This window comes from Amycolatopsis sp. NPDC088138, assembly GCF_044741685.1.
Lineage (GTDB): Bacteria > Actinomycetota > Actinomycetes > Mycobacteriales > Pseudonocardiaceae > Amycolatopsis.
In genome coordinates this window covers 902,243-917,442 of sequence record NZ_JBIUTB010000001.1, presented here as the reverse complement: position 1 = coordinate 917,442, position 15,200 = coordinate 902,243, and the positions used below count along the sequence as shown (strand labels likewise).

The 15,200-nt window shown below is 71.0% G+C and carries 16 protein-coding genes and 2 pseudogenes; 7 read left to right on the top strand and 11 right to left on the bottom strand.

Going from position 1 to position 15,200, the window contains the following annotated elements:
• Positions 1 to 7: 7 nt before the first annotated feature.
• Positions 8 to 1,786, bottom strand: a complete 1,779-nt coding sequence (locus ACIOD2_RS04230; protein WP_400534184.1) for an amino acid adenylation domain-containing protein — start codon at positions 1,784 to 1,786, stop codon at positions 8 to 10.
• A gap of 719 nt (positions 1,787 to 2,505) precedes the next feature.
• Positions 2,506 to 2,595 (bottom strand): annotated as a pseudogene (locus tag ACIOD2_RS04225) (MarR family transcriptional regulator); the annotation flags it as partial.
• Between the two features lie 393 nt (positions 2,596 to 2,988).
• Between ACIOD2_RS04225 and ACIOD2_RS04220 the strand changes: the two are divergent.
• From ACIOD2_RS04220 to ACIOD2_RS04210, 3 genes are read left to right on the top strand one after another with little or no spacing between them, the layout of a single operon-like run.
• Positions 2,989 to 5,277, top strand: coding sequence for an ATP-binding cassette domain-containing protein (locus tag ACIOD2_RS04220; RefSeq protein WP_400534181.1), 2,289 nt, complete (start codon positions 2,989 to 2,991; stop codon positions 5,275 to 5,277).
• Between the two features lie 55 nt (positions 5,278 to 5,332).
• Positions 5,333 to 6,508 carry an LLM class flavin-dependent oxidoreductase gene (locus tag ACIOD2_RS04215; protein ID WP_400534178.1) on the top strand — a complete coding sequence of 392 codons (1,176 nt, stop codon included), beginning with the start codon at positions 5,333 to 5,335 and terminating at the stop codon, positions 6,506 to 6,508.
• Positions 6,509 to 6,510: 2 nt separating this feature from the next.
• Positions 6,511 to 7,182, top strand: coding sequence for a VOC family protein (locus tag ACIOD2_RS04210; protein WP_400534176.1), 672 nt, complete (start codon positions 6,511 to 6,513; stop codon positions 7,180 to 7,182).
• On the opposite strand, the gene ACIOD2_RS04205 is transcribed toward ACIOD2_RS04210, so the two are convergent.
• Positions 7,155 to 8,357, bottom strand: coding sequence for an RNA polymerase sigma factor (locus ACIOD2_RS04205; protein WP_400534173.1), 1,203 nt, complete (start codon positions 8,355 to 8,357; stop codon positions 7,155 to 7,157). The two genes, ACIOD2_RS04210 and ACIOD2_RS04205, sit on opposite strands and share 28 nt — an antisense overlap.
• Positions 8,354 to 8,698 (bottom strand): YciI family protein, encoded by a 345-nt coding sequence (locus ACIOD2_RS04200; RefSeq protein ID WP_400534170.1) that lies wholly within the window; start codon positions 8,696 to 8,698, stop codon positions 8,354 to 8,356. The genes ACIOD2_RS04205 and ACIOD2_RS04200 overlap by 4 nt, the downstream gene beginning before the upstream one ends.
• A gap of 33 nt (positions 8,699 to 8,731) precedes the next feature.
• Between ACIOD2_RS04200 and ACIOD2_RS04195 the strand changes: the two are divergent.
• Both ACIOD2_RS04195 and ACIOD2_RS04190 read left to right on the top strand, forming a co-directional pair.
• A pseudogene (locus ACIOD2_RS04195) lies at positions 8,732 to 9,406 on the top strand (alpha/beta fold hydrolase); the annotation flags it as partial.
• A gap of 9 nt (positions 9,407 to 9,415) precedes the next feature.
• Positions 9,416 to 10,462, top strand: a complete 1,047-nt coding sequence (locus ACIOD2_RS04190) for a site-specific integrase (protein WP_400534167.1) — start codon at positions 9,416 to 9,418, stop codon at positions 10,460 to 10,462.
• Position 10,463: 1 nt separating this feature from the next.
• Here the strand turns inward: ACIOD2_RS04190 and ACIOD2_RS04185 are convergent, their stop codons facing one another.
• Positions 10,464 to 10,628: a hypothetical protein gene (locus ACIOD2_RS04185; RefSeq protein ID WP_400534165.1), complete on the bottom strand. Its 165-nt coding sequence runs from the start codon at positions 10,626 to 10,628 to the stop codon at positions 10,464 to 10,466.
• 25 nt (positions 10,629 to 10,653) lie between these two features.
• Between ACIOD2_RS04185 and ACIOD2_RS04180 the strand changes: the two genes are divergently transcribed.
• Positions 10,654 to 11,163, top strand: coding sequence for a CGNR zinc finger domain-containing protein (locus tag ACIOD2_RS04180; RefSeq protein WP_400534162.1), 510 nt, complete (start codon positions 10,654 to 10,656; stop codon positions 11,161 to 11,163).
• Here ACIOD2_RS04180 and ACIOD2_RS04175 read toward each other — a convergent pair.
• Positions 11,160 to 11,846, bottom strand: coding sequence for an SRPBCC domain-containing protein (locus tag ACIOD2_RS04175; RefSeq protein ID WP_400534160.1), 687 nt, complete (start codon positions 11,844 to 11,846; stop codon positions 11,160 to 11,162). The two genes, ACIOD2_RS04180 and ACIOD2_RS04175, sit on opposite strands and share 4 nt — an antisense overlap.
• 34 nt (positions 11,847 to 11,880) lie before the next feature.
• A complete protein-coding gene (locus tag ACIOD2_RS04170; protein ID WP_400534157.1) occupies positions 11,881 to 12,567 on the bottom strand; it encodes a class I SAM-dependent methyltransferase in 687 nt (228 codons plus the stop codon).
• Between the two features lie 100 nt (positions 12,568 to 12,667).
• Here ACIOD2_RS04170 and ACIOD2_RS04165 point away from each other — a divergent pair, with 100 nt between their 5' ends.
• The gene (locus tag ACIOD2_RS04165; protein ID WP_400534154.1) at positions 12,668 to 13,444 is read left to right on the top strand and encodes an SGNH/GDSL hydrolase family protein; all 777 of its coding nucleotides are present in this window, start codon (positions 12,668 to 12,670) and stop codon (positions 13,442 to 13,444) included.
• Here ACIOD2_RS04165 and ACIOD2_RS04160 read toward each other — a convergent pair.
• Genes ACIOD2_RS04160 through ACIOD2_RS04145 form a run of 4 tightly spaced genes read right to left on the bottom strand, consistent with a single transcriptional unit; the run spans position 13,424 to position 15,198 of the window.
• The gene (locus ACIOD2_RS04160) at positions 13,424 to 14,038 is read right to left on the bottom strand and encodes a TetR/AcrR family transcriptional regulator (protein WP_400534151.1); all 615 of its coding nucleotides are present in this window, start codon (positions 14,036 to 14,038) and stop codon (positions 13,424 to 13,426) included. The genes ACIOD2_RS04165 and ACIOD2_RS04160 overlap by 21 nt on opposite strands.
• Positions 14,019 to 14,495, bottom strand: a complete 477-nt coding sequence (locus ACIOD2_RS04155) for an SRPBCC domain-containing protein (protein WP_400534148.1) — start codon at positions 14,493 to 14,495, stop codon at positions 14,019 to 14,021. Before ACIOD2_RS04155 ends, ACIOD2_RS04160 begins: the two co-directional genes overlap by 20 nt.
• Positions 14,492 to 14,812 (bottom strand): metalloregulator ArsR/SmtB family transcription factor, encoded by a 321-nt coding sequence (locus tag ACIOD2_RS04150; RefSeq protein WP_323328049.1) that lies wholly within the window; start codon positions 14,810 to 14,812, stop codon positions 14,492 to 14,494. The genes ACIOD2_RS04155 and ACIOD2_RS04150 overlap by 4 nt, the downstream gene beginning before the upstream one ends.
• On the bottom strand, positions 14,812 to 15,198 hold the full coding sequence (locus ACIOD2_RS04145) for a VOC family protein (protein WP_400534145.1): 387 nt from the start codon (positions 15,196 to 15,198) through the stop codon (positions 14,812 to 14,814). The genes ACIOD2_RS04150 and ACIOD2_RS04145 overlap by 1 nt, the downstream gene beginning before the upstream one ends.
• Positions 15,199 to 15,200 lie beyond the last annotated feature (2 nt).

The following is a 15,200-nucleotide window of genomic DNA, read 5'->3' as shown; positions in this document are numbered from 1 at the left end:
CTGCCGCTCACCGGGCGGCGGCGCCGGTTCGCAGGGATTCGACGTGTTCGGCGAGCTTGCGGACGGTCCCGTGCCGGAAGACGTCCTCGGGCCGGACCTCGACCGCGAAGACCGACTGCAAGCCCGACGCGAACTTCACGAAGTGCAGGGAATTGCCGCCGTGCCCGACGAACGGGTCGGTGACCGAATAGTCGTCACTGCCGATGATCTCGCGCCACATCTGGAGAATGACGGTTTCGAGGGGGTTCGTCATGCGCTGCTCCTTTTCTTCTACTGGCCGGGCGCGCGGGTCGTGCAGTGCGGCCCGGTCGATCTTTCCGTTGAGGTTCGCCGGCATCGCGTCGAGCGCGCGGAAGTCCGACGGGATCATGTGGTCCGGCAGGGAGTCGGCGAGTTGCGCGATCAGCTCGCCGGTGCCGATTTCCTGTCCGCTCCAAGTCGTGTAGAACGCGACGAGGCTCTTTTCGTTCGCTTCGTTCCCGAACGCCTTGACGACGGCGTGCTCGATGTCGTCGAAGGACTTCAGCGCGAGTTCGACGGCGCTGGTTTCGACGCGGAAGCCGCGGATCTTCACGAGACTGTCGGACCGGCCGACGAGGACGACGTCGCCGTCGGGCGTGAGCCGGGCGAGGTCACCGGTGCGGTAGCGGGTGCCGCCGTCGACGAACTTCCCGGCCTGGGCGTCCGGCAGGTTCAGGTAGCCGTTGGCGACGCCGGTGCCGCCGATGCACAGCTCGCCGACGTCGCCGGGCGGGCACGGCGCGAGGTCCTGGTCGAGCACGTCCATGGTGACGCCGGTCAGCGGCTTGCCGACCGGGACGCGGTCCAGGTCGCGGACCTCGGGCGTGATCGGGTACAGCGAGGAGATCGCGGAGTTTTCGGTGCAGCCGTAGCCGTTGAAGATCGCCGCGGTGGTGTTCTCGGCCGCGGTCGCCAGGTGGGCCGGGGACGGGAAGTCGCCGCTGACCATGATCACGCGCAGCTCGCGCAGGGCGTCGAGTTCGTTGTCGACCAAGAGGTTGAACAGTCCACAAGGCAGGCTCAGCACGCTGACACCGTGCTTGGTGATCACGTCACGCAGGTCGGACAGCGACGGCAGACCCGGCGGCATCAGGACGAGCTCGGCGCCGTTGAGCAGGCTCAGCCAGAACTCGTTGCCGGACGCGGCGAAGGAGAACGCGGCCAGCTGCACCAGGCAGTCGTCCGGCGTGATCGTCAGCTTCGGGTCCGCGACCGCGAGCCGGGCGAGGCCGCGGTGGGCGAGCCGGACACCCTTGGGCCGGCCGGTGGAACCGGAGGTGAACAGCACGAACGCGTCGTCCTCGGCGGCCGGCGCCTGCTCGAGGTCGTGTTCGTCCTGGGTGGCGCTTTCCTTCAGCAGGTCGGCGACGTGCGCCTGCCGCACCGGCAGGTCCGCCTCGGCCAGCGACGGCTGTCCTTGGTGGACGATCGTGCGCAGGCCGGTCTCCTCGACGATGTGGCGGATCATCTTGGCCGGGTAGGCCGGGTTGAGCGGGACGACGCAGCCGCCGGCCTTGAGCACCGCGAGCAGCGTCACGACGAGGTCGGCCGAGCGGTCCAGGTAGAGGCCGGCCGAGGCACCGTCGCGCACCTGCATCAGGCGCAGCGTCCGGGCCAGGCGGTTGGCGCGGGTGTTGAGGTCCGAGTAGGACACCTCGGGACCGTCGCCGCTCAGCGCCGTCCGATGTGGATGGTCCGCGGCGGCGCGTTCGAACAGCCGTGGCAGCACGAGTCCGGGCACGGCCGGGTTTCCGTCGACGGGCATGGATCCCCCTGTTCGGTGCCGATGGCGATCGCCTTCACCGCACGCAGTGGCGGTTATGATCAATTCAGGCGAGATGATTTCTTTTCAGCAACCAGTATGCAAAGGGCTCCGAGGACTGTCAACCCGCCGCGAAAATGTCTGCGCGGCAAGAAAAATGCCACCGTACGCGACTTCGGTCAAGGAAATCCCGAGATCACCCAGCGTCGATATTCGCAGCCTGAAATCGTTTACCGGATAATAGGAAAACAATCATTTCATTTCGCGCGCGTACCGTACCGGCGGCCGTGGTGCCCGCAACCCGAGCGCGCGGATCCATTGAGGATTGACGGCAGACAGCGGTGCGCGTTGACCCGATCGGCGGAGGCGTGCCAGAGGCAGCCCGGAACGCGGCCGCGTGCACGCCGGGTGACGGCGGCGAACGGCGCGTTTGGGCCGCCGAGCAGCAGGGAACCCGTAACGGGATGTGAGCGTCTGGGGGCCAGGCGTGACCGCGCGGCTCAGACGTCGCGAAGCGGGAAAGGCTGGGGTGTGGAGTGCAGGGCGTCGGCGACCTTCTGGCAGAGCTCGGCGAAGATCTGGGCTTCACCCGAGGTCAGCGCCACGTCGGCCACCTTGGCGGTCTCCCGGCGGCCCTGCGCGGCCCGCATCAGGAACTCCTCGCCCTCCGCGGTCAGCGAGGTCGTCTGCTCCCGCCGGTCGGTGCCGCGGGAGGCCTGCTCGATCAGGTACTGGTCCTTGAGCACGCGCAGCACCTTCGACGTGCTCTGCCGCGAAATGCCCAGGGACTCGCCGATCGCCGAAGGCGTCATCGGGCCGTGGATCCGCAGGGTTTCGAGCACGTCGTACTGCGACCAGGTGATCTTCTCCGGCGTCGCGCGCGTGCGCCGCGCCACCAGCACGCATTGCAGGTAGGACAACGCGTTCTCGAGTTCGCCGGGCGGGCCCGGCGGAGCGGTCGGGGAACCGTGGAACTTGGTCATAACCCACCTCCGCTTTCGAGGGAAAGCGCACCGCAATCGGAAGATCCGAGGATATCACCTTCCGTTCGCCCGCAGGCCACGCGCCGGTCCCGGCCTGCGACCGGTCGTCCGTGCGCTGCCGCGGAGGACTCGGGATGGTAAAGTGATTGCCGAACGGCAATCAATCGTCCAGCCGACCACCGGGTCGCGCGGCTTCGGCCCCGGGACGAGGAGGCGCAGGTCATGGCCAACCAGCAGACACGGCGCACCGGCGGCCACATCGTGCTCGAAGGTGCCTGCGAGAACAACCTGAAGAACGTGTCGCTCTGCATCCCCAAGGGCGAGATCACCGTGTTCACGGGCGTGTCGGGCTCAGGGAAATCGTCGATCGTGTTCGACACGATCGCCGTCGAGTCCCAACGGCAGCTCAGCGAGACCTTCAGCTGGTACGTCCGCAACCGGCTGCCCAAGCACGAACGCCCGCGCGCGGAACGGATGTCGAACCTGTCGACGGCGATCGTGGTGGACCAGAAGCCGATCGGCGGCAACGCCCGCTCCACGGTCGGCACGATGAGCGAGATCCACGCGATGCTGCGGGTGTTGTTCTCCCGGTACGGCAAGCCGAGCGCGGGGTCGTCCAACCTCTACTCGTTCAACGACCCGCAGGGCATGTGCGAGGAGTGCCAGGGTCTGGGCAAGACCACCAAGCTGGACCTGGACCTGCTGATCGACCAGGACAAAACGCTCAACGAAGGCGCGCTGGACTCCCCGCTGTTCGCCATCGGCACCTACATGTGGCAGCTCTACGCGCAGTCCGGACTGTTCGATCCGGACAAACCGCTGAAGAAGTTCACCAAGAAGGAATGGGAGCTGCTGCTGCACGGCGGCGGGTTCCGGGTGGACCGCTCAGGCAAGCGGCAGAACTACTCGAACGAATACGAGGGTGTCGTTGTCAAGCTCAACCGCCGTTACCTCAAGAACGGCCTCGACACGCTCAAGGAACGCGACCGCCGCGAGGTGGAGAAGATCGTCGTCGCCGGCCCGTGCGCCGTCTGCAAGGGCGGCCGCCTCAACAAGGCGGCGCTGGCGTCGAAGATCAACGGCAAGAACATCGCCGACCACTGCGCGCTGGAGGTCAGCGAGCTGATCGCCGAGCTGAAGGCGATCGAGATCCCGGCGGCGAAGTCGGTGCTCGCGGGCGCGCTCGCGGCACTGGAGCGCGTCGAGTCGATCGGGCTGGGTTACCTCAGCCTCGACCGCGAGACCTCGACGCTGTCGGGCGGTGAGGGCCAGCGGCTCAAGACGGTCAAGCACCTGGGCAGCAGCCTCACCGACCTCACCTACGTCTTCGACGAGCCGAGCGTCGGGCTGCACCCGCGGGACGTGCACCGGCTCAACGAGCTGCTGTGCGCGCTGCGGGACAAGGGCAACACCGTGCTGGTCGTCGAGCACGACCGCGACGTCATCGACATCGCCGACCACGTCGTCGACATGGGCCCGGGCGCCGGCACGCACGGCGGCGAGGTCGTGTTCGAGGGCACCGTCAAGCAGCTGCGCCGCGCGTCGACGCTCACCGGCAAGTGCCTGACGCACATCCCGGGCCTCAAGGAGGGCTTCCGCGAGCCGACCGGGCAGCTGCCGATCCGGAAGGCCGACCTGCACAACCTGCACGACGTGTCGGTCGACGTGCCCACCGGCGTGCTCACCGTGGTGACCGGGGTGGCGGGCTCGGGCAAGAGCACGCTGATCTCGGGATCCTTCCGGCGGCAGCACCCGGACGCGGTGATGATCGACCAGTCGGCCATCGGGGTTTCGACACGATCGACGCCGGCGACCTACCTGGACGTCATGGACGTGATCCGGAAGCTGTTCGCCGAGGCCAACAACGCGCAGCCGGGGTTGTTCAGCTTCAACTCCGAAGGCGGCTGCCCGGAGTGCAAGGGCCGCGGGGTCATCGAGACCGACCTGGCCTACATGGACCCGGTGACGACGATCTGCGAGGCCTGCGACGGCCGGCGCTACCGGCCCGAGGTGCTGGACAAGACGTTGCGGGGCAAGAACGTCGTCGAAGTCCTGGCGCTGACCGTCGAGGAGGCCCTCGGCTACTTCACCGAAGAGCCGATCACCAAGAAGCTGGAGCTGCTGACCGAGGTCGGACTGTCGTACCTGACGCTGGGGCAGCCGCTGTCGACGCTGTCCGGTGGTGAGCGGCAGCGGGTCAAGCTCGCGCACCGGCTGCGCGAGACCGGCAACGTGTACCTGTTCGACGAACCGACCACCGGCCTGCACATGGCCGACATCGGGCACCTGCTCGACCTGCTCGACCGGCTGGTGGACGGCGGCAACACGGTCGTGGTGATCGAGCACGACCTCGACGTCGTCAAGCACGCGGACTGGGTGATCGACCTGGGCCCGGAGGCCGGCCGGCACGGTGGCCGGGTGCTGTTCGAGGGCACCCCGGAGAACCTGCTCAAGGACAAGAAGTCCTACACCGCCGAATATCTGCGCGCGGATCTCGACCACGCCAAGTGATTTCGGCGTTTCCCGTTGACCTGAAAGAAGAACAACTATCCGACAGGAGATGCGCATGTCCCGTGGAACCACCAAGGACCGCCTCCCCGACGGGCAGCTGCGATTCGGCTTCATGTGGCTCAGCTCGCCGACCCCCACCGCGACGTCGAAAGCCGTCGCCGACCGCAACCCGGACTCGCTCGACCCGGCCACCCAGATGGACCTGGCCCGCCGCGTCGAAGACATCGGCATGGACTACGTCTTCTTCGCCGACGGCTACATCACCCACGGCGAGAACAGCGCCCGGATCGGGCACGCCCAGCCGCACATCTCGGCGCCGATCTACGCGCCGGTCGTGATGGCCGCGACGCAGCACATCGGTGTCGTCACCACCATGCACACCCGCTACCTCTCCCCCGGTGTCATCGCCCGCCTCGGCGCCAACCTGGACGCGCTCAGCGGCGGCCGCTGGGGCTGGAACATCGTGCCCGGCTGGAAGACGCCGGAGGCCGAGCTGCTCGGCGCGCCGACCGACACCGACCACGACCTGCGGTACAAGATCACCGCCGAGGCCGTCGAAGCGGTCAAGACGCTGTGGGCGGCGCGCGGTGAGCACGTCGAGTTCCACGGCGAGTACCACGACCTGCGCGGCAGCCTGATCGGCCCGCACATCGAGCAGCAGCCGTGGCCGTGCCTGTTCAACGCCGGGGTGTCGGCGGCCGGGCAGGAGCTGATCGCGAGCACCTGCGACTTCGCGTTCACCCCGCTGCCCGACGACTACTCGAAGGTCCGCAAGACCGTCGACTCGCTCGCCGAGCGGACCGAGGCGGCCGGGCGGTCCCCGGTGGACGTCAACATGGCCGGCGCGGTCGGGGTGCTGCTCGGCAGGACCGACGCCGACGCCCAGGAGAAGTTCGCGTGGGTCCGCGACTCGCTCGACATGGGGGCCGCGCGCGACATCGCGACCGAGCTGATGGGCGGCAGCGAGACCTACCAGGAGAACTACGAGGGCGAGTTCGACGACATCGCCCGCACGCTCGGCCTCGCCTGCGGCAGCAAGGTGCTGGTCGGCTCGCCGGAGACGGTCGCCGAGCAGCTGCTGGACCTGCACCGCGAAACCGGCGTCCGCGGGTTCATGTTCCTGCCGGTGATGTACGACGCCGAGCAGATCCAGCTGATGGGCGAGGTCTTCCCGTACCTGCAGAAGGCGAACGTCTGGACCCCGCCCGCCGAACGCGGCTGGAGCTGGTGACGATGGCCGGGGCACCCGACTGGTTCGAGATCATCAGCACCGATCCGTGGGCCAGCCGCCGGTTCCACCGCGAGGTGTTCGACTGGGCCTTCCCGGTGGTGATCGGCGCGCCCGGCTACGAGCGCATCAGCCCGCACGACTCGGCCGGGGTGATGGGCGCGCTGCGCGCCGACCGGCACCGCGACGCGCTCGCGTTGAGCGTACCGTGTGAGGACGTGACGGCGTCGGCCGAGCGGGCCGAGGAGCTGGGCGCCGACGTGCTGAGACCGGTGGCCGAGACGCCCGGCGGCGGCGCGGACGCGATGGTCGCCGACGTGCTCGGCAACCCGCTCACGCTGCGGGAACGTCCACAGGGGACACTCGAGCCGGCACCGTCGAGCACCAACGTCATGCGGTTCTTCGAGATCGGCAGCACCGACGTCGCCGCCACCGAGGAGTTCTACGGCGGCCTGTTCGGCTGGCGGTTCGACGACGGCATCACGGCCGAGGGCGTCCGGTGTGGACGGTTGTGCGAGTCGCCGGTGGACTACACGAGCCCGGTGCTGGCCGTCGAGGACGTCGACAGCGTGCTCGACGCGGTCCGGGACCACGGCGGGGACGCCGAGTCCGCGGGGGCGGGCCGGGGCGGGTTCCGCGACCCGCGGGGTCACCTCTGGGGTGTGGCCGCGGCCTGAGCGAGTTTCCGTTCCAGCAGCGCCTTTTCCGCGGTGTTGCCGGTCAGCTCGATCGCCGTCGTGTACGCCGCGACCGCGTCGCCGGCTCGGCCCAGGCGGTCGAGCAGGTCCGCGCGGATCGCGTGGAACAGGGGGAACGCGGCGAGGTCGAGGGCGTCGACCAGGGCCAGCGCGTCGGCGGGCCCGTCAACTTCGGCGACGGCGACCGCCCGGTTGAGCGCCACCACCGGGGTCGGGGCGAGCGCGAGGAGCTGGTCGTAGAGCTGCTTGACCTGCGCCCAGTCCGTGGGGGCATCGCTGTGCACGGCGTTGATCGCCGCCTGGACCTGGTACGGGCCCGGCTGGTTCCGCCGCAGGCAGCGGCGGACGATCTCCTGCCCCTCGGCGATCAGGCCGGCGTCCCACCGGGAGCGGTCCTGGTCGGCGAGGAGAACGAGGTCGCCGTCGGCGGTGGTCCGGGCGGCGCGCCGGGAGTCGATGAGCAGCATCAGCGCGAGCAGACCCCAGACCTCGGGTTCGTCCGGCATCAGGCCGCTCAGCACGCGGGTGAGGCGGATCGCCTCGCGGCACAGGTCTTCGCGGACCAGCTCGTCGCCGGCGCTGGCCGTGTAGCCCTCGGTGAAGATCAGGTAGAGCACGGCGAGCACCGCCGACAGCCGGTCGGGCAGGTCGGCGTCCTGGGGGACGCGGTACGGGATGCCGGCGTCGCGGATCTTGTTCTTCGCGCGGACGATGCGCTGGGCCATCGTGGGTTCGCCGACCAGGAACGCCCTCGCGATCTCGGCCGTGGTCAGGCCGCCGAGCAGCCGCAGGGTCAGCGCGACCTGACCGGCGCGGGCCAGCGCCGGGTGGCAGCAGGTGAAGATCAGCCGGAGCCGGTCGTCGGGGACGACGCCCTCGTCGACGGGTTCGGCCTCGGCCTGCAGCAGCGCGGCCTGGGCGTGCTTGTCCTCGCGCGCGGCCTCGCGGCGCAGCCGGTCGATGGCCCGGTTGCGGGCGGTGGTGATGATCCAGCCGGCCGGACTGGGCGGCACACCGGTGTCCGGCCAGCGCCGGACGGCCTCGGCGAACGCGTCCTGGACGGCTTCCTCGGCGATGTCGATGCTCCCGAAGACCCGCACCAGCACGGACACCGCCCGGCCGTACTCCTCGGTGAAGACGCGTTCGACGCTCATGCGCCGTCGTTGAAGGGCCGCACCTCGACGGGCAGCGGCGCGACGGCGTCGGCGAGCCGGCGACCCCACGCGAGGGCGGCGTCGGGGTCGGGTGCGGTGATGATGGTGAACCCGCCGAGGTGTTCCCGGCCTTCGGCGAAGGGCCCGTCGGTGTGCAGCGGTTCCCCGGCCCGCACGACGGTGGCGGACGACGGCGGGTGCAGTCCCCCGGCGAACACCCAGGCCCCGGCCGCCTTGAGGTCGGCGTTGAGCGCGTCGAGCTTCTTGGTGACCTCGGCCAGTACTTCGGGCGGCGGGGTCGGGCCGTCGGGCTGGTAGATGCTGAGCAGGTAGCGCGTCACGGCAGGATCATGGCATGAGGATTCACGCACTCCCTCGGTTTGCACCGGCGGATGTGGGATCCGTGCTCGACCGGCTCGCCGAGGGACGCCGGGTGTTCGCGTACGACGTCCGCGGCCACGGGACAGCGGCCGAAGCCGTTCACGATGAACGGCACCGCCGCCGACCTAATGGCAGTGCTGGACGCGCTCAAGGTGGAGACCGCGCACATCGCCGGGCTGTCGCTGGGCGGGGCGCACGCGGAGGCCGCGTCGCTGACGCTGATGGCCGCGCCCGACCGGCCGGTGCCCGAGGCGTTCGAGCAGCGCGCCCGGATCGCCGAGACCGAGGGCATGGCCGCGCTGATCGAGCCGACCTTGGAACGGTGGTTCACCGCGGCCGCGCTCGACGCCGACACCGAAGGCGTGCGGTACGCCCGTGAGTGCGTCGCCTCGTTCGATCCGGCCACCTGGGCCTCGATCTGGCGCGGTTACGGCGGCCTCGACGTCTACGAACGCTTTCGCGATTTCAAGGCGCCCGCGCTGGCGATCGCCGGCGGCGCGGACGCGTCGATCCCGGTCGACGGCATGGCCGCCATCGCCGCCCGGATCGGCGGCGGGGCGCGGTTCGAGGTACTGGCCGGCGCGCCGCACATCCAGACGCTGGAATGCCCCGAAGCGGTGGCCGACGCCCTCGGCGGGTTCCTGCCCGCGGAGATCGACATCCCGTAACCTCGGCGCGTGCCTGGCGACCTGGAACCGGTGACCGACGCGGCCCTGGCCGCCGCGAGCCCGGAAGACCGGCTCGCGCTGCTGGACGAAGCCGCCGCGCGGCACGTCGACGGGCAGCGGCCGCCGAACACGCTCAAGGCGTACGCGCAGGACTGGCAGGTGTGGCAGGACTACACCGCCGAGACCGGGATCCCGCCGCTGTCGGCGTCGATCGGCGCGCTGACCGGGTTCGTCGTGTGGCTCGAACGCGGCCGGACGCTGCGGCCGGACGAACGTGCCGTGCCCGAGGTGCCCGAGCGGGCGGCCCCGGCGGCGCCGTCGACGATCGAACGGCGGCTGACCGGCGCGCTCGCCGGGCTGCGGCACCACAAGGTCGTCATCGACACCGAGGCGAGCCGCGCGGCCTGGCGGGCGTTGAAGGGCTATCGGCAGCGGCTCGCGCGTGAAGGCGTCAAGCGCGGCCGCGGCAAGGCCACCATGGTCACGCTGCCCGACCTGCGGGCGATGTCGCGGGCCTGCCCCGACACCCTCGCCGGCGCGCGTGACCGGGCGATGCTGCTGATCGGGTTCCCCATCGCCGCACGGTGCTCGGACCTGGCGAACCTGCTGGTCACCGACGTCGAGCCGGTCGACGGCCGGGGCCTGTCGGTGACCGTGCGGCACGGCAAGAGCACCGGTGACATGGTCGTGCCGCGCCGGGAGAGCCCGGACACCGACCCGGTCCGGGCGTGGCACGCGTGGCGCTCGGGTGCCGGGATCAGCGACGGGCCCGCGTTCCGCCGGGTCGACCGGCACGGCAACGTCGGCGTGCCGGCGCTGAGCACGACCGGCGTCAACCAGATCCTCACCCGGGCCGGCGTCCGCGCCGGGCTGCCGTACCCGGTGACCGGGCACTCCCTGCGGTCCGGGTTCGCCACGGAGGCGCGCCGGGCCGGGGCCGACGACCTCGCGATCGCCGACCAGGGCCGCTGGGTGCGCGGCAGCCGCGCGCTGTACGAGTACATCCGCCGCGTCGACCAGTGGGACGACAACGCGGCGGGCGTGCTCGACCTCTGAGTCACCGGGTCAGCTGCCCTTTGGTCGCGCCGACGACCTGGCCGTCGAGGCGGGCGAGCCAGCTGCCGCAGACGCAGTGCACGTACTCGAGCCGGCGGGAAACGGGCTGGGCCGCGGGCAGTTCGGCGAGCGGCCAGCCGCAGCGGGGGCAGCGGTTGGTGTCCATGCCCCGATCGTGCTGTAATGACTTAGTGCACTTCAACCCTTACGGCGGGCCGGCGGCACAGGTCGCCGCCGCACTGGTCAACGCGGGGCCTGCGGGCGATCTGTTCGACGCCATGGTCCGCAACGGCATGTCCATCACCGCGCTGACCGACGACGAGGCCACGCGCATCGGCGCCTGGGCCGCCCGGCTGCGCCCGGTGTTCGCCGCGACCCCCGCCGACCGCGTCGGGCTCGTGAACGAGCTGCTCGCGGAGTCGGCGTGCCGGCCGTACATCACCAGCCACGACGGCAAACCGCCCCATCTGCACTACTCCGAAGAGGACGCCGGTCCGGTCGGCCGCGTCCGCGCCTACACCTCCGGCGGCCTCGCCCACCTGGTGTGCGAGGCGCCGGACCGCCTGGGCATCTGCGGCCGCGAAGGCTGCGAAACGGCGTACGTGGACACGTCCCGCAACGGCCGCCGCCGGTTCTGCTCGACCCGCTGCGCGACCCGCGTCCACGTCGCCGACCACCGCGCCCGGCAGCTCACGGCCTAGCCGAACACCCCCTCCAGCCATTCTTCCCAGTCACGGACGTCGGTGCCGCCGAAGAGGTGCCGTCCGACGCCGATCGGCCAGCCGAAGGCGTTGCGGCCGTAGAAGCGGTAGAGCGCGTCCGCGGTCCGGACGCCGAGGAAGGCCGGCGTCACGTAGTCGACGACGCCGTCGAGGTCGGCCACGTGGTCTCCGACGGCGACGTCACCGGGCACGCCGAGCGCGTTCTTCAGCTTGGTGAAACCGTCCGGGCTCGCGGACGACGCGGGCGCCTCGGTCATCGCGTACTCGGCGGGGCGGCCGTTGAAGTGCTTCAGGTACTCGCCGAGCGAGTGGTAGTAGAACGCGGTGTGCCGGCGGCAAGCGTCGTAGTTGGTGTCCCAGTCCTCGAGGAACACCCCGCGGTGCACGAACTTCAGGTGGGTGCCGTCGCCGCGGCGTTCGAAGGTGTAGTCGAGCTGGTTGAACCAGCCGTCCTTCTCGCAGCGGGTCGCGAAGCGCTCCCCCGGTTCCCACACGGTGACCTCGCCGCCGTAGAACGTCAGCCCGGTCTCCGCGCCGCCGACACGCGGCTCGTACCGGATGGGCCACGACCAGCTCCCGGCGTCGACGGTGACCGCGCGCCAGCAGTCCTCCGGCGTGGCGGCCAGCGTGCCTTCGAACCCGACTTCGAATTCCTTGCCCATGATGTCCAGCTCCCTCGTGTCTCTTACGAGGGCGTCATCCGGGCGCGACGGCATTCGACAATCGGCCAGGAGATTTTTCCGCGCGCCAGGCGAGAACCATCGGGCTGGGTTCGCCGCCCTCGGCGAAGCGCTCGAACGTCAGGCCCGCCTCGAGGACCGCGTGCAGCAGGTCGGGCAGCGGCAGGTGGGCGGCGCCGACCTTGTCGCGCAGGCCCTGGTCGGTCCACGACGCCGTCGTCCAGCCGGCCTCCCGGTAACCGGGCCGGATCACGACGGCGCGTTCGTCGGAGCGGTCGGCGAACCCGCCGCAGAAGCACGGATGGACGCCGACGTGCACGAACACCCCGCCGGGCGCCAGGACCCGGGCGACTTCGCGGAGCACGGCCGGGTAGGCGGGCATGTCGGTGTGCACCATGACGGCCACGACGGCGGGCAGCGACCCGGAAGCGAACGGCAGGGCCACGGCGTCCCCACGCGCGACCGGCAGCCGGCCGGACGCGTACCGCAGCATGCCCTCGGAGACGTCGACCCCGAGCGGGGTCCGGCCGAGCGACCGGATCAGCTCGGCGTGCACGCCGGTCCCGCAGCCCACCTCGAGGCAGGGCCCGTCGCCCGGCCCGAGCAGTTCGCGCACGGCAGGCCGGATGGCGAGGGGATCTTCGCGCTGCCCGGCCAGGAAGGACGTCTCGTACCACTCGGCGATCGCGTCGTAAGCCGTCATGCTTCCCGTGTACCGGCCCGGGCCGGAGCCGAGCCAGGGATTCCGCGACGGGCGGAACCGGGTCCGAGGGTGATCGGCGTCGCTGCTTAGACTGGATCACATGAGCAAGCGCTTAGTGGCACTGGGGGACTCGTTCACCGAAGGCGTCGGGGACGACGATCCGGCCGCTCCGAACGGCGTGCGCGGCTGGGCCGACCGCGTCGCCGAGGAGCTCGCGGCCCACGAGCCGGGCTTCCGGTACGCCAACCTGGCCATCCGCGGGAAGCTGCTGGGCCAGGTGCTCGCCGAGCAGCTCGAGCCGGCCCTGGCGATGGAGCCCGACCTCGTGACGCTCTACGCGGGCGGCAACGACCTGATGCGGCCGAAGGTCGACGTCGACGCGCTGACGGACGCCTATGAGGCCGCCGTCGCCCGGATCTGCGCGACCGGCGCCCGGCTCGTGCTGTTCACCGGGGTCGACGGGGTCGAGGACCCGCTGTTCCGCACGATCCGCGGCCGGGTCGCGATCTACAACGAGAACGTCCGCGGCATCGCCGCCCGCCACGGCGCGCTGCTGGTGGACATGTGGGCCATGCGGCAGCTGCGCGACCGGCGGCGCTGGGCCCCGGACCGCCTGCACCTCAACGCTTCCGGGCACACCGAGGTCGCCATGGCGGTGCTGGACGTCCTGGGTGTGCCGCACCCGCTCACCGCGGCCGAGCTGGGCCCGCGTGAGGTGCTCAGCCCGGCCGAGCGGCGCAGCCAGAACCTCCGCTGGGCGCAGGAGCACGCCGTGCCGTGGGTGCGGCGGCGCCTGCGTGGCGAGTCGTCCGGGGACACCATGACCGCGAAGCGGCCGACGCTCGAGCCGGTCGGCTCAGCGGCTCTCCCCCGCTGACGCGCGCGGGCGCAGCCCGTCGAAGAGGATCGCCACGGCCCGGTCGCGCAGGCGCGCGTCCGGGCCGGCGTACTCGGCGGCCCGCGCGGTGCCGATGATCACCGTGATCAGCTCGCCGACGACGAGGTCGTCGCGGACCGCGCCGGCGCCTTGGGCCCGCGAGAGCAGCACACCCAGCGATTCGATCAGCCGGGCGCCGACGTCGGACTCGGTCTTCGGCACGGTGACCCCGGCCGCGGTGAGCGCTTCGAAGTAGGCGTTCTTCGCACTGGACATCTCGATCCAGCTGGTCAGGAACGTGAAGAAGGCGCCACCCGGGTCGGCGGAGTCCGCCGCGACGACGGTTTCGGCCTCGTCGACGAACCGCTGCAGCCGGTTGTAGAGCACGGCTTCGAGGAGGGCTTCCTTCGTCGGGAAGTGCCGGAAGACGGTGCCGATGCCGACGCCGGCCGCGCGGGCGACCTCTTCGGTCGGCGCGCCGGTGCCCTTGGTGGCGAACACGGTCTCGGCGGCGTCCAGCACGCGCGCCCGGTTGCGCCGGGCGTCCGCGCGCAGCGGCTTCGACGCGTGGGGGTCAGCGGCGGCGGGGGTCACCACCCGATGGTAGCCGTGTGTCCTCCGGCAGCGTGTCCAGCAGCCGGGCGAGGGCCCGCGGCACGTGGGAGCGCCAGCCGCTGCCCATGATCCGCCGGGACATCCGCTGGAACTCGTCGTCCGGGTCGAAGCCCTCGTGGCTGAGGAAGAGCCGGGTGCCCGTGCCTTCGGGCTCGAGCCGCCAGGTGACCGTCCACTGCGGACCCCAGCGGATGCTGAGCTTGCGTTCCGGTTCGACCTCCAGCACCTCGCACGCCACCGGTCCGCCGGCGAACCCGGCCGCGGGCACCGGCTCGGCCAAGAGCTCGAACCGGTGGCCCACCACGGGTTCGAAGTCGTTGGGCATGTTGATCCAGCGTTCCAGCAGGTCCGGTTCGGTGAGCGCGCGCCACACCTTGCGGGCCGGGTGGGCGAGGAACTGGTCGACGTGGATGGCGGTCGGGTCGTCGTCGGTCACAGGTCCTCTTCCTCGTCGAGCAGGTCACGCAGGTTGGCGAGCTTGCTCCGCCAGAAGCGTTCGTACGGCGTGAGCCAGTCCGCGACCTCTTCGAGCGGTGCCGCTTCCAGACGGTAGACGCGGTTGCGGCCCTGCCGCTGTTCGTCGACCAGGCCGGCCTCCCGAAGCACGCGAAGGTGTTCCGAGAGGCTGGGCCGGGCCATCGCGAACCGCTCGGCGATCGCGCCCGCGGCCATCGGGCCGTCGAGCAGCAGCCGCAGCACCTCCCGGCGCGCGGGGCTGGCCAGCGCGGCGAAGACGTCGTCGTTGACCGGCACTAGCGCGGCCAGTTGCCGAAGTCGGACGCCTCGAGCAGGCCGACGCTGTGGCCGTCGACGTCGTGGAACGAGGTGGCCCGGCCCCACGGCCGCTCCTCCGGCTCGGCGACCTCGACCCCGGCCGCCCGCAGCGCGGCGACGTCCGCGTCGAGGTCGGTGGTCTGCAGCTGGAAGTGCCGCGGCCCGGCCTCGATCCCGGTGACCTGCTGGTCGGTGAGCACCAAGCCGGTCCGCGCGCCCTGGGGGGCCACCATCACGAAGTGGCCGCCCTCGGGCGTGCGCCGGTCGACGAGCGCCTCGAAGCCGAGCTTCCCGACGTAGAAGTCCCGCGCGCGGGCGTGGTCGGCGACGGGCAGGGTCAGGAACTGCACGTGGGTGATCGTCATGC